This window comes from Methylomonas sp. BW4-1 (assembly GCF_052474385.1).
Window position 1 is genome coordinate 2,367,049 of the sequence record NZ_CP184125.1, and the last position, 14,141, is coordinate 2,381,189.

10 protein-coding genes, 2 tRNA genes and 1 pseudogene are annotated in these 14,141 nt (G+C 49.5%); all 13 read right to left on the minus strand.

Annotation, left to right across the window (positions count from 1 at the left end; all coding sequences use genetic code 11):
- Positions 1–164 precede the first annotated feature (164 nt).
- The 13 genes and pseudogenes from ACH5Y9_RS10975 to ACH5Y9_RS11035 all read right to left on the minus strand — a co-directional run bounded on the left by ACH5Y9_RS10975 (position 165) and on the right by ACH5Y9_RS11035 (position 14,127).
- Positions 165–2,366, minus strand: a complete 2,202-nt coding sequence (locus ACH5Y9_RS10975; protein ID WP_445369639.1) for an EAL domain-containing protein — start codon at positions 2,364–2,366, stop codon at positions 165–167.
- Positions 2,350–4,980 (minus strand): chemotaxis protein CheB, encoded by a 2,631-nt coding sequence (locus ACH5Y9_RS10980; protein ID WP_445369640.1) that lies wholly within the window; start codon positions 4,978–4,980, stop codon positions 2,350–2,352. Before ACH5Y9_RS10980 ends, ACH5Y9_RS10975 begins: the two co-directional genes overlap by 17 nt.
- A gap of 380 nt (positions 4,981–5,360) precedes the next feature.
- A pseudogene (locus tag ACH5Y9_RS10985) lies at positions 5,361–5,504 on the minus strand (IS5/IS1182 family transposase); the annotation flags it as partial.
- 960 nt (positions 5,505–6,464) lie between these two features.
- Positions 6,465–6,541, minus strand: a tRNA-Pro gene (locus ACH5Y9_RS10990).
- 70 nt (positions 6,542–6,611) lie between these two features.
- Positions 6,612–6,965, minus strand: a complete 354-nt coding sequence (locus ACH5Y9_RS10995) for a MerR family transcriptional regulator (RefSeq protein ID WP_020481982.1) — start codon at positions 6,963–6,965, stop codon at positions 6,612–6,614.
- Positions 6,949–7,245 (minus strand): integration host factor subunit alpha, encoded by a 297-nt coding sequence (gene ihfA, locus ACH5Y9_RS11000; protein ID WP_026146839.1) that lies wholly within the window; start codon positions 7,243–7,245, stop codon positions 6,949–6,951. The genes ACH5Y9_RS10995 and ihfA overlap by 17 nt, the downstream gene beginning before the upstream one ends.
- A 2-nt stretch (positions 7,246–7,247) precedes the next feature.
- Positions 7,248–9,623, minus strand: coding sequence for a phenylalanine--tRNA ligase subunit beta (pheT, locus tag ACH5Y9_RS11005; RefSeq protein WP_445369641.1), 2,376 nt, complete (start codon positions 9,621–9,623; stop codon positions 7,248–7,250).
- A gap of 15 nt (positions 9,624–9,638) precedes the next feature.
- The gene (gene pheS, locus ACH5Y9_RS11010) at positions 9,639–10,658 is read right to left on the minus strand and encodes a phenylalanine--tRNA ligase subunit alpha (RefSeq protein ID WP_445369642.1); all 1,020 of its coding nucleotides are present in this window, start codon (positions 10,656–10,658) and stop codon (positions 9,639–9,641) included.
- Between the two features lie 140 nt (positions 10,659–10,798).
- The gene (gene rplT / locus ACH5Y9_RS11015; RefSeq protein ID WP_020481986.1) at positions 10,799–11,161 is read right to left on the minus strand and encodes a 50S ribosomal protein L20; all 363 of its coding nucleotides are present in this window, start codon (positions 11,159–11,161) and stop codon (positions 10,799–10,801) included.
- A gap of 29 nt (positions 11,162–11,190) precedes the next feature.
- Positions 11,191–11,388 (minus strand): 50S ribosomal protein L35, encoded by a 198-nt coding sequence (gene rpmI, locus ACH5Y9_RS11020; protein ID WP_033158016.1) that lies wholly within the window; start codon positions 11,386–11,388, stop codon positions 11,191–11,193.
- Between the two features lie 159 nt (positions 11,389–11,547).
- The gene (infC, locus tag ACH5Y9_RS11025) at positions 11,548–12,072 is read right to left on the minus strand and encodes a translation initiation factor IF-3 (protein ID WP_084153369.1); all 525 of its coding nucleotides are present in this window, start codon (positions 12,070–12,072) and stop codon (positions 11,548–11,550) included.
- Positions 12,073–12,094: 22 nt separating this feature from the next.
- Positions 12,095–14,002 (minus strand): threonine--tRNA ligase, encoded by a 1,908-nt coding sequence (thrS, locus tag ACH5Y9_RS11030; RefSeq protein ID WP_445369643.1) that lies wholly within the window; start codon positions 14,000–14,002, stop codon positions 12,095–12,097.
- A 48-nt stretch (positions 14,003–14,050) separates the two neighbouring features.
- Positions 14,051–14,127 (minus strand) — tRNA-Val (locus ACH5Y9_RS11035).
- Between the last annotated feature and the right edge of the window lie 14 nt (positions 14,128–14,141).

Genomic DNA, 14,141 nt, shown 5'->3' on the forward strand with positions numbered 1-14,141 from the left:
ATCCTGACCCGCTCCTTTAGGCCCGGAGGCAAAGAAGGCGAAGCAGCGTTTTTCAGTTAAGTCATTGCCCTAGCTGCTAACGCCGAGAATTGGCGTTGATCTTGAAGAGCGGCACAGCCGGGCAAATTTAACGGCCGCTATTGCAGGGTTTAGCTATTTTCAAATTAAAACAACTTTTCAAACGCCTCCGCCGTCACCGCTTCCGAGAACAAGAAACCTTGCCCATAATCGCAACCGGCGTTTAACAACAAATCGCGCTGCTCCTCGGTCTCCACGCCTTCGGCAATGACTTTCATGCCCAGGATATGCGCCATCATGATAATGGCTTGGCACAGGGACATATCGGTGGAATTGGCAGTGAGGTTGGACACAAAAGCTTGGTCGATTTTTAAAAAGTCGATGTGGTATTTTTTTAAGTAAGACAGCGACGAATAGCCGGTACCGAAATCGTCCAACGAGGTCTGCATCCCGGCTTTTTTAAACGCCAGCAATTTCTCGGAAACGACAGTCGAGCCATCCAATAACAGCCCCTCGGTAATTTCCACCGCGATACAACCGCCGGGCAAGCCCAAGCGCTGTAAATGCTCAAACCAGTCGGTCATTTTGTCGCTGTTATTGTGAAATTGCGCCGGCGATTTATTGATACTGATCTGAAACTGATCATGATGGTTAATACGCCAATTGGAAACCTGGTCGGCGACCTGATGAAACACCCAGGCGCCTATTTCGTTGATCAGGCCGGTTTCTTCAGCGATGGGGATAAATTCGGCGGGCTCAATCAGACCGCGGCTGGGATGCTGCCAGCGCACTAAGGCTTCGGCTTTCCGGATTTCGCCGGTCGCCAATTCCACGATCGGTTGATAGGCCACCCAGAGTTGTTTATCGGCCAGAGCATGGCGCAAATCGTTGGTTAACCGCAAACGGCTTTCCGCGCCAGCCTGCATTGCCGGGGTAAAATAGCAAAAACGGCCACGGCCCAATTTCTTGGCAGCATACATAGCCTGATCGGCTTTTTTTAATAACTCCTCCATGGTCTCGGCGTCATCCGGATACAGGGCAATACCAATACTAACCGACACATAGCAGCACTCGTCTTTCAGCTGGAATGGCGTCATCATTGTTCGCAACAGAGCTTGGGCAACCCGCTCAATACTATTTAAGTCATTCAGCTCGCCCATGATCAGGGTGAATTCATCGCCACCCGGCCGCGCCAAGGTATCGGTCTCGCGGATGTAACCCAGCAAACGTTGAGTGGTTTCCTGCAACAAGCGATCGCCGACATTGTGTCCCAAGGTATCGTTGATGTCTTTGAAATGGTCCAAGTCCAGAAACATCAACGCCAGTTTTTGATGGGCGCGATGGGATTTATTGATGGCCCGCTGCAAGCGGTCCAGGAATAGGCGCCGGTTCGGCAAACCGGTAAGCGGGTCAATATTGGCTTGTCTGTTGATGATTTCTTCGGCTCGGCGTTGTTCGGTAATGTCGGAAGACATCGCCACCCGCCGGATCGCTTGGCCATTTTCGTTATACACCGTGCTGATCGATAAACGCGCTAGAAATTCCTCGCCATTTTTCCGCCGGTTCCAGATCTCGCCTTGCCATTGGCCGGTATTATTCAGTTGTTTCCACATGTTCTGAAAAAAGGCAGCGTCTTGTCGGCCGGATTTCAGAAGGCTGGTGTTTTGGCCAATGGCTTCCTCGGCAGCATATCCGCTCAGTTTGCTGAATGCCGGATTGATCGCCACAATACGGTTGTCGGTATCGGCCACCATAATCGCTTCTTCTATGGCTAGATAGACAGTAGCGGCCAATTGCAGTTCTTGCTCCGATTGTTTACGTTCGCTGATATCCACCATCGCCGCCAAACAAGTATTACGAGCGGCATCGGCAATCGCCTCGATCGACACCCAACGGCGCTTTCCACTGGGCTCCAGCACGATCTCGCAACGCTGTGCACCAGGATTGAAAAACACATTTTCGATAAAGCGGTTAAAAACCGGCCGATGCTCGCTGGCAACAACATTGGCAAAGTAACGTCCGACCAAGCTAGATCTGGCAGCACCCAAAAGGCGTTCGCCATTGAAATTAGTCTGCTGAATGCTGCCGTCATTTCCCAGGGTAAAGTAGGCAATCGGCGCAAAGTCGAACAGTTCGGCATAGCGTTCTAAAGCATGCTCTGCAGAGGCTCGCGCTTCTTGCAAGGCCTCGTTTTGCATCTCCAGCTCAATCTGATGTACTTGTAATTCGTGCAGCAATCGGTGTTGTTTCGGGTCAACCGATTTGTCCGGCTCTTCCTTGATCAACTTTTGTTCGGCACACTGGCGTAGTGCCCTTTTATTGGAAATAGCGTTATTCCAATTTTTCATGGCTGTTCCTTAATTCGGCTTCCAGCTTTTTGGTTTCAGAAATGTCTATAAAGGTAATCACCACGCCGTCGATCAAATTGTCCTGAGTCCGGTAGGGCATGATCCGCACCTTGAACCAACGTTGGTCGCGTGCTGTTACCTGCTTTTCCACGAAAATCAGCGTACGCAGGACACCCTGAGCATCCTGTTGCAGTTCCGGATAGTCCAGATCGGTGACGATGTCGGATAACGGCCGGCCAACATCGGTGGCGATTACTTTGAACAAATGGCTGATGTGGCTGGTAAAACGGCGGATATTCAAAGCGCTGTCCAGAAACACCGTGGCGATTTCCATGCTATTCAATAAATTATTCATGTCGTTGCTGGCCCGCGATAGGTCTTCGACTTTGACCTGCAACTCGGCATTGACGGTTTGCAATTCCTCGTTCAGGGACTGCATTTCTTCCTTGGAGGTAGTCAGTTCCTCGTTGGTGGACTGCAATTCTTCATTGGTCGATTGCAATTCTTCGTTAGCCGATTTCAGTTCTTCTTGCGACGTATGCATTTCTTCACGCAGGGTTTGTAAATCTTCGCGGCTTTGTCGTAATTCGGCCTCCAGCAGTTTCTGCGCGGCGTTGGGCGATTTACGCGAGGCTTTGCCAACCGGCGGTGTCGCTATATCGGTAAATACCACGATAGCCATGCCGAATAAGGCTTCGGGTTTGGCTATGGTCTGCACCGTCAGGTTAATGGCCTGGCTGCCGCCATTGGTACCCACCAGCAGGCCTGGCACGTGCACTGCTTCGGTTTGACCGCGGGCTTTTTTAAGCGCACCGATCAGCTCATGCCGCAAGCCTTCGCGGGCCATGGCGTGGATATTCCAGTTGGCCTTGCCGGCGGCAGGTTCCAGATATTTACCGGTACGACCGCTAATGTAAAGAATATCGCCTTCGGCATTGACCAAAACTGCTGCCGGGGCGAAATGTTGTAGCAAAAGCTGATCTGCCAAGGCTTGTAGATTGGGGATAGGCGGGTTCTTTTCGGATTCTTCGGCCATGGTTGTAACTGGAAAATATTTGGTAGGGAAATCGATATCCAATGGAAAAGGATTGCCAATGCGTCTATAAAGCCGAGATTTGTTGTCAATCTCACTAAACAAATGACCGGCGTTGCCTATGGTTTCGGCGTTACCCAGCAACATAATGCCGTAATTGGCAAGCGTGTAGTGAAACAACAAAATCAGTTTTTTCTGCAATTCCTGGCTTAGGTAAATCAATAGATTGCGGCAGCAGAGCAGGTCCAACTTGGTAAACGGCGGATCCATGATCACGTTATGCGGTGCGAAAATCACCATCTCGCGAATTTCCTTATTAATGCGATAGCCGCCGCCGTCTGCGCTAAAGAAACGGCTCAAGCGTTCGGCGGATACGTCCCCAGCGATATTGGCCGGATACAGCCCTTGCCGCGCTTTGTCGATGGCATCCTGATCCAGATCGGTTGCAAAAATCTGTAGTTTAAACGGCTGCGGACATTGGCTGGCTGCCAATGCTTCCTTAAAGACAATGGCCAGCGAATACGCTTCCTCGCCGGTCGAACAGGCTGGCACCCAGGCCCGCAAGGCCTTACCGGCCGGATATTCCGCCAGTAACGCCGGAATCGCATTTGCCTTCAGAGATTCCCAGACCGGCGGATCGCGAAAAAAATTGGTAACGCCGATCAACAGTTCCTTGAACAACAAGTCCTGTTCCTGGGGATTCTCACGCAGATAACGTACATAATGGGCTATCGCGTCGATTTGGTGCAACCCCATGCGCCGTTCGATCCGCCGATAAATGGTATTTTTTTTATACAGCGAGAAATCGTTGCCGGTGCGCTCGCGCAGCAGAATGACGATTTGCTCCAGCGCGCTTTGGTTTTTTAGTTCCACGCCCATGTCCGGCACGGGATGCAAACCGCGCGGATTGTGCTTGAGATAAGCCAGTATCTTGCCCCACAGTTCCACTGGGGGAGCAACAATATCGGCCAAACCGGCATTGACAGCACTACGCGGCATCGAATCGAATTGTGCCGACTCCGGCGCTTGCACCACTGCCAAGCCGGCGTTTTCCTTGATGGCGCGCAGCCCCAGAGTGCCGTCCGAGCCCATGCCCGACAGGATCACGCCGGTCGCCCGTTCATGCTGGTCGTCGGCCAACGCCCGGAAAAACGAATCGATCGGCAAGCGCAAACCTCGCGGGGCAAGCGGTTCAAGTAGATGCAGTTTGCCATGCAGAATGGATAAATCTTTATTGGGCGGAATGACATATATCCAATCAGCCTGAACTTTCATCCGATCGCCGGTCTGAATAACGGTCAACGGCGTGACCCGCTGTAATAATTCCGGCAACATACCTTGATGGTCGGGGTCGAGATGCTGTATCACCACAAAGGCCACGCCGCAGGCGGGCGGAACATGCGTAAAGAACTGTTCCAAGGCCTCCAAGCCGCCGGCCGATGCGCCTATCGCAATAATCGGCGGCGTATTCTCAGAATCGGTACTTGTTTTGCCGGTATTTAGAATTTTGGGTACAGGGTCAGAGAGACCGGCAACCGCCAAAGAATTGGAGCCTACACTGTCCTCGCGGGATATAACCATTTTTCAGCTCACTTAGAGTTTAATGGAAGGCAGAAAATCACTTCATCATATTTCGCCATCCCTTAACGTTCATACTTTTTTAAAGATTCATAGAGAACATTCGCAATCGGTTAATCCAAAATTTTTTAAACAGGAATCTTTGTCGGCGGCTAAGTACCTCCGCCAGCAGTTTAAAGGTAACTCTTCCATAGGCTTAAGTCGGTGCGCTAACGCACATGAGTTTTAGACAGAGCGAGTCTGACCAATTGAATCGTGGGCAATTAGTGGATGAAGATATCAGTCCGCAGGCAACGTAACCATCCATGTTAAGCGGGGTCAGCGAAAGGTATTTGCCGAAGACAAAGACGCCTTTATGCCGATCACTTTGCTAGATAGTGTCGTCATAAGATAGAGACCCAAAGAGCAATGCATCGAATATGTACGGCGGCCAAGAATGAAGCGGTATTTTTGGCATATCGCGTAGCAATACCTCTCCATCGTTTCAAGTGCAAAAACGCGTTTTCCACTAAATGACGAAGACGGTACCCACCTAGCCTGAACACCGTCCAAAGACGGTTTCAGGTGAATAAAAAGCCCTTGAAATAGGAATAAAAGCGTTGAAACTCAACTTCAAAACCGATTTCAACGCAAAAAATCATGGCAACCGTGGGTAAGGGGAAATATGGGCGGGTTTTTCACCAGCCTGTTAGTGCGCGAAATTTTGGTGGTTTTCGACCACTGAATTTAGAGAGAGGGCATCCAACATAAAGATTACAACTATCGGTATTGATTCTGAAAAAGACGTTTTTCAGGTTCATGGTGTTGATGTACAAGGGACAGTTCTGATCAAACAGCTGATTCATCAGCAGGAGATGCTTAAATTTTTCGTCAATTCGCCGGCATGTTTGATCGGCAGGAAGGCATATGGCGAAACACATTGCTGAGACCAAGCGCTAACGAAGTTGGTGCATACGGTCAAATTGATAACGCCGCAGTTCGTTAAGCCCTATTTGAAAAAGATCGCCGCGCAAACGATTTTTACCTTTGCGGCTCATAACCTGACGCGACTGGGTGCCATTTTCGGTTGGCGTACCGTAACGCCAGCGGTCGTGCGCCCGATATCCGCAAAAAGGCGGATACCTCCGTTCGGGGCGAATATCAGGAAGAAATGGGTTTTTGAGGGTTTATGAAGCTTCCAAGGCTGCTAAAGCCGCGGAAAAGAGCGTCGAAAAAGGTATATAAGAATTTTCAACTGCCTGTTAGCGACCCTTCATTCTTACCAAGACAAGTGGTTGGATTGAAAAACTAAAGGTGCACACCCCAAAATCCTAGCAAGGCTATCAATTCTAACTTTTGGAAAATGTTGGCAAATCAACAATATGAATATATTATAGATCATTCAGACATACAAAAAACAACCCATGGCCCTACTACAAATCTCCTACATTGCAATAGAACTAATAAAGCTCAACAACCCCTTATCTGATTGAATTTATTATAGAAATTGGTCGGGACGGCGGGATTCGAACCCACGACCCCTTGTCCCCCAGACAAGTGCGCTACCAGGCTGCGCTACGCCCCGAAGTTTATCATTAAACCAATGCCCACCTAGGAGAGCAAGCCGGACATAATATCATATTATTTGGGAAACGCTATTTCAGCAGCTCCAAAATATCTTCCAGCTCGCCAATCATCTGATGAATAAGTTGTTTGGTGCGTAAACTGTCTTCCTTCGCGCTACCACTCGCCAGATGAGCACGCGCACCACCTATTGTGTAACCTTGCTCGTATAACAAAGCGCGAATTTGTCGAATCAACAACACGTCATGACGCTGATAATAACGGCGATTTCCTCGGCGTTTTACCGGACTAAGCTCGGTGAACTCTTGTTCCCAATAGCGCAATACATGGGGCTTTACCGCGCAGAGGTCGCTAACTTCGCCAATCGTAAAATACCGCTTGGCCGGAATAACCGGTAATTCGTTATTATTACTGGGTTCCAGCATACGCTTCTACTCGAGCTTTCAATTTTTGCCCTGTTCTAAAAGTGACCACACGCCGCGGAGTGATGGGAATTTCTTCACCTGTTTTGGGATTTCTACCCGGCCGACCACTTTTGTCGCGCAATTCAAACTTACCAAACCCGGAAATCTTCACTTGCTCGCCGCTTTCCAGACTTTTTTTAATTTCGTCAAAAAACAACTCTACGATTTCTTTGGCTTCTCGCTTGTTTAAACCGAGGTCTTCAAACAACTTCTCTGCAATATCTGCTTTGGTTAATGCCACAATCACTCCCTCAATTTTGCATTCAGTTTAGCCGTTAAAGTGTCCAGCACTTTGCGAAATATAGCATCAATTTCTGTATCGGTAAGCGTTTGCGTAAAATCCTGCAAGAGTAAAGCTAACGCGACACTCTTATAACCTTCGGCAACGCCCGGTCCGCGATAAACGTCGAAGATCGATATTTCACGTATCGCCGTCTCCATGCATTCTTCAATTACACTGGTGATTGCGGCAGCCGATACAGCCTCGTCCACCAATAAAGCCAGATCGCGGCGCACCGAAGGGTATTTGGATAACGTACTAAATTTAGGCACGTTACGCTCCAAGACCGCATCCTGTTCGAGTTCAAACAAGAATACCGGACTATCGAAACCCAATTGTTTTTCGAGCGTTGGGTGCAGCATGCCCAATAAACCTATCACTTCGCCACGTTGGTTTTTGATTTGCGCGGTTTGGCCAGGGTGTAACGCCGGATGTTGATAGGCGACGAAATCAGCACAAACTCCTGCTAAACCAAACAAAGCTTCAATATCAGCTTTCACATCGAAGAAATCCAGCTTTCTGGCTTTTTCGCCCCACTGTTCGGGATTAACGGTACCCAAGGCCAAACCGGATAACATTTTTCGCTGTTGAATTTGCCCATCTTGATAGAAAAACCGCAAGCCGGCTTCGAATAAGCGCACTCGACTCTGTTGGCGGTTGATATTATACAAAGCCGCATTCAACAAACCGCACCACAGCGTAGTGCGCATCACGGCAAGTTCTGAGGATATAGGGTTTTGAATCCGGATAAATTCTTCGCCCGGAGCGACGGCATTTTGCATTGCCTCATCGACAAAGCTGTAGGTAATCACTTCCTGATAACCGCGATCTACCAAGCAATCCTGCAATCTCCCCAATGGCAACTGCGCCTCGGGCGCTTTACCAAGCTCAGAGCGCATCAACAAACTGCTGCTAGGCAGATTGTTATATCCATAGATTCTGCCGATTTCTTCCAGCAAATCTTCTTCGATGGCAATATCGAAACGAAAGCCGGGCGGGGTAATTTCCCAGCCGTTCTCGACTACTTGAACCTGCATACCCAAGCCTTCGAACAGCGCATGCACTTCATCGTCGCCAAATTGAATGCCCAACACCTTTGTAATACGTTGGCTACGCAGCTTTACCGGCATTCTGGCGGGCAGTTCGGCAGTGGAAATAACCTCTTGAACCGGCCCAGGACTACCGCCGGCTATTTGTAGAATCAATTGCGTGGCGCGTTCGATCGCCCGGCGTTGCAAGTTAAAATCCACACCTCTTTCGAAGCGGTGCGAGGAATCGGTATGCAAACCAAAATGGCGGGCCTTGCCGGCGACATCAATGGGCGTAAAAAACGCACATTCCAGGAATATATCGCGGGTTTCGCCAAATACGGCGCTGTCCTTACCCCCCATCACGCCGGCCAAGGCCAAGGCTTGCCGTAGATCGGCTATGACCAGTGCCTCGCCGTCCAGCTCTATGGTTTGGTCATTCAATAAAGCCAAGGACTCGCCGGCCCGGCTACGTCTGACCACGATAGGCGCACTCAGTTTATCGGCATCGAAAGCATGCAGCGGTTGGCCCAATTCGATCAACACATAGTTGGTAACATCAACAACCGGGCTTAAACTTCTAATACCGCAACGGCGCAGACGCTCCTGCATCCACAGTGGCGTCACTGCGGCGGAATTGATATTTTTGATCAAACGCCCCAGATAAACCGGGCAAGCTTCCGTGGCTTCGACTTTAACTTCCAGGGTTTCCGTGTGCTGCGGTTCGACAGTAGTAAACGCCGTAGCCTGGAACGGCAGATTGTTCAAAACCGCCACTTCCCTGGCCACACCTTCGACGCTCAGGCAATCCGCGCGATTTGGCGTTAAGCCCAATTCGATCACATTATCGTTCAGCGCCAAATAGTCGCGAATATCGATACCGACCGGCGCGTCAGCGGGCAACTCCATCAAGCCTTCGGAACTAACCGCCAAACCCAATTCCTTTTCCGAACACAGCATGCCGAACGACAATTCGCCACGCAGCTTGGATTCCTTTATTTTGAAATCGCCGGGCAATATCGCACCGATCAATGCTGCCGGAATTTTCAACCCGGGCCTGACATTACTGGCACCGCAAACGATTTGCAGGGGCTCAGCTTGGCCGACGTTGACCTGACAAACTCTAAGTTTATCGGCGTTTGGATGTTGAATAGTGGAAAGTACCTCACCCACCACCACACCGGAAAATTCGGCTGCAACAGGCGTCACGGCGTCAACTTCCAGACCGGCCATGGTCAGTTGCGCGACTAATTCGGCGGTGGCGACAGGCGGATTGACCAGTTCTCTTAACCAGGCTTCACTGACTTGCATGATGACTATCCACCGTTACCTAAACTGTTGTAAAAATTTCAGATCGTTTTCGAAAAACATCCGCAAGTCGTTGATGCCATATTTCATCATCGCCAGACGTTCGACTCCGGTTCCGAAGGCAAAGCCTGAATACACTTGATTATCGATCCCGACCGATTTGAATACTTCCGGGTGAATCATGCCGCAACCGCCTACTTCCAGCCAGCCGGTTTGTTTGCAGACGCGGCAACCTTTGCCGTCGCACATTACGCAAGACACATCGAATTCGGCGGAAGGTTCTGTGAATGGAAAATAAGAAGGACGAAAGCGCACGTTGACTTCTTTTTCGAAAAAGGCGCGCAGAAATTCAAAAATGACACCCTTCAGGTCACCAAAACTAACGTCAGTATCGACCAAGAAGCCTTCGACCTGATGAAACATGGGTGAATGGGTCATGTCCGAATCACAACGGTACACGCGGCCCGGCGCGATGATTTTCAAGGGCGGCTTTTCGGATTCCATCACCCGAATCTGTACCGGCGAAGTGTGAGTTCTTAACACGGTGTGGGCATCGAAATAGAAGGTATCGTGCATCGCCCGCGCGGGATGATGCTCGGGAATATTCAAGGCGCCAAAGTTGTGGTAATCATCTTCGATTTCCGGGCCCTCGACGATATTAAAGCCGGCTTCAGCAAAAATTTTGGCAATCCGCCGCAAAGTAATCGTGACAGGATGCAATCCGGATACGGTTTGGCCGCGCCCCGGCAGGGTAACGTCGATACATTCGCTAGCCAGACGCGCCGCCAATTCTGCATTTTCCAAAGTCGATTTCCGAGCCTCTAACGCCTCTTGGAAAGTATTTTTGGCATCGTTGATAATTTGCCCGACACTGCGCCGCTGTTCGGGATCCAGACTACCCAGCTCTTTCATATGCTGAGTAAATAAGCCTTTTTTGCCTAGATAATTGACTCTGACCTGATCCAGTTGGCTAAGGTCTTGTGCATGTGCAAGCTCTTGTAATGCCTGCGTAACAATATCTTCGATACTAGCCGACACGACTCAGCTCACTTTTGTCTGCAATTGAGGGAAATTCCAAAACGATAGGTTTCCGCCAACGAGATTTGGCGGAAAACTCCCCGTCAAAAACGGGGAGTCGAGCAATTAAACCGCTCTTTCAAAGCGGCTTAATGTTTTCCTTACGGTTTGCTTTGGTTTGCTATAGCCACTTTCGCAATCGCGCCGAAAGCGTCGATGTCGCGTACAGCCAAGTCGGCCAATACTTTGCGGTCGATCGCAACATTGGCTTTATTTAGACCGTTGATCAAACGGCTATAGGAGATACCGTACAAACGTGCGGCAGCGTTGATACGCACGATCCATAAGGCGCGGAATTGGCGTTTTTTCTGTTTACGGTCGCGATAAGCGTATTGACCGGCCTTGATGACCGCCTGCTTGGCGACGCGGTAAACCCGGCTACGGGCACCGTAGTAACCTTTTGCCAATTTTAAAATCTTTTTGTGTCTTGCTCTAGCGGTGACGCCGCGTTTAACTCTAGCCATGTTCTACTCTCTTCAATATCAATGATAAATCAACTGTACGGCAGCATACGCGCAACCAATGGCGTATCCGACGGATGAAGAATGGCTGTTTTACGCAGTTGTCTTTTACGTTTGGTGGTTTTTTTAGTCAAAATATGACGTTTATGCGATTGTTTGCATTTAAAACCGCCGCTTCCAACTTTCTTGAAGCGCTTGCCGGCACCACTATGGCTTTTCATTTTTGGCATTTGTTTTCTCCAATGATTAAAAGTAAAGTCCCTGAGACAAAACCCAGTGAGGCAAAATGCTTGGCCCCATTGAATTTCCGGACACAAAAGCATCCTTTAACCGATTCGTTCCTGAATCGCCTTGCCGTTTTAAAAAACGGCTAAAACCGTGTGATTGAGTTATTTCTTTTTCTTCGGCCCCATCACCATGACCATTTGCCGGCCTTCCAATTTCGGAAATTGCTCGACTATGGCCATTTCTTCCAGATCGGTTTCGATACGTTTCAACAAGTCCATGCCCAACTCACGATGAGTCAGCTCACGACCTTTAAAACGCACAGTGATCTTGGTTTTGTCGCCTTCGTTTAGAAATTTGATCAGGCTGCGCAGCTTGACCTGGTAATCGCCTTCTTCGGTACCGGGCCTAAACTTGATTTCCTTGATCTGGATTTGTTTTTGCTTTTTCTTGGCGGCTTGCAGTTTTTTGTTTTGCTCAAACTGGTATTTGCCAAAGTCCATGACTTTGCAAACCGGAGGATCTGCATTGGGCGATATTTCGACCAGATCCATGTTTGCATCGTAGGCGAGCTGTAACGCTTCGTTTATTGAAACAACCCCGACTTGTTCACCTTCAGCGCCTACTACCCGAACCCGCCTGGCGGTAATCTCGGTATTTAAGCGCGTTGCATCTTTTTTAGAGCTGATACCCTAATCCTCCAAGTTGTTATTATTTTCGATCCGCAATCTGGTTCCTCAAGCGTTCGCCAAGTTCGCCAATTGACAGACTTCCTAGATCCTCGCCCTGTTGTGTGCGTACACTAACAGTCCGAGTTTCTAATTCCTTGTCGCCGATAATCAAAAGATACGGCACTCGCTGCATGGAATGCTCACGGATTTTAAAGCCTATCTTCTCGTTTCTCAAGTCAATTTTGACTCTAAGACCTTGTTTTTCAAGTTCTCGCCGTATCTGCTCGGCATAATCGGCATGGCGGTCGGTGATATTCATCACCATCACCTGCACTGGCGCCAGCCACAGCGGGAAGGTGCCAGCATATTGCTCGATCAAAATTCCGATGAAGCGCTCCAAGGAGCCCAGGATCGCCCGATGCAACATTACCGGCACATGCCTGGCGCTGTCTTCGCCTATGTAAGAAGCATCCAATCTTTCCGGCATCGAGAAATCGACTTGTATGGTACCGCATTGCCAGACTCGACCTATACAGTCTTTTAAGGAAAATTCGATTTTAGGGCCGTAGAAGGCGCCTTCGCCCGGCTGCAATTGCCAATCCAGGCCTTTATTATTCAAGGCCAATTCCAGCGCACTTTCAGCCTTATCCCAGACCGCATCGTCACCCACTCGATTTTCCGGACGGGTCGACAGCTTGATAATCACTTCCTCGAAACCGAAATCCTTGTAAACCTCAAACAACAGATCGATAAACGTGGAAACTTCGGATTGAATCTGATCTTCGGTACAGAAGATATGCGCATCGTCCTGCACAAAATTCCGGACCCGCATCAAGCCATGCAGAGTGCCGGATGGCTCGTTGCGGTGGCAGGAACCGAATTCAGCTAGGCGCACCGGCAAATCCCGGTAGCTTTTAATACCTTGATTGTAAATCTGAATATGGCAAGGACAGTTCATCGGCTTCACCGCATAATCGCGGCTTTCCGAATGCGTGGTGAACATCATCGCACTGAATTTATCCCAGTGACCAGATTTTTCCCACAGCGTGCGATCAACGATTTGCGGGGTTTTGACTTCGCCATAGCCATTGACGCGCAATTTCTCGCGCACGTATTGCTCGATCTGCTGATATATGGTCCAACCCTTGTCGTGCCAGAACACCATGCCCGGCGCTTCTTCCTGGGTATGAAACAAATCCAGGGCCTTGCCGATTTTACGATGATCGCGCTTTTCAGCTTCTTCCAGACGATGCAGATAAGCGGCTAATTCCTTAGCATCGCCCCAGGCAGTACCATAAATGCGTTGCAGCATTTCGTTCTTGGAATCGCCGCGCCAATAGGCGCCGGCAATTTTCATCAATTTAAACGCTTTTAATTTGCCGGTGCTGGGCACATGCGGACCGCGGCACAAGTCGGTAAAGTCGCCTTGTTGGTATAAAGACAAATCTTCATTGGCAGGAATCGAAGCGATAATTTCAGCTTTGTATTTCTCGCCTAAACCTTCAAAAAACTTTACGGCTTCGTCGCGCGACAACAGCGAACGGCTAATGGCAATATCTTGCGCAACCAGTTCCGCCATTCTCTTTTCGATAGCCGTCAGATCTTCAGGCGTAAAGGAACGCTCAAAGGCAAAGTCGTAATAGAAACCGTTTTCTATCACTGGACCGATGGTTACCTGCGCTGAGGGGAATAACTGTTTGACAGCCTGAGCCAGCAAATGCGCTGTGGAGTGGCGGATCACATCAACACCCTCCTCGTCCTTGGCAGTGACGATTTGCAAACTCGCATCGGAATCGATCAACGTGCTGGCATCTACCAATTTGCCATTTACTTTACCTGCCAACGTCGCTTTAGCCAGACCCGTACCAATAGATAGGGCCACATCCATTACAGATACCGCTTGGTCGAATTGACGCTGAGAGCCGTCGGGCAAAGTGATTACAGGCATTTTCGATTCCACAATAAAAAAAGCACCGTCATGCGGTGCTTTATGTTTTGGTAGGCGCGAGTGGACTCGAACCACCGACCCCCACCATGTCAAGGTGGTGCTCTAACCAACTGAGCTACGCGCCTAAAGTCTATCGTTC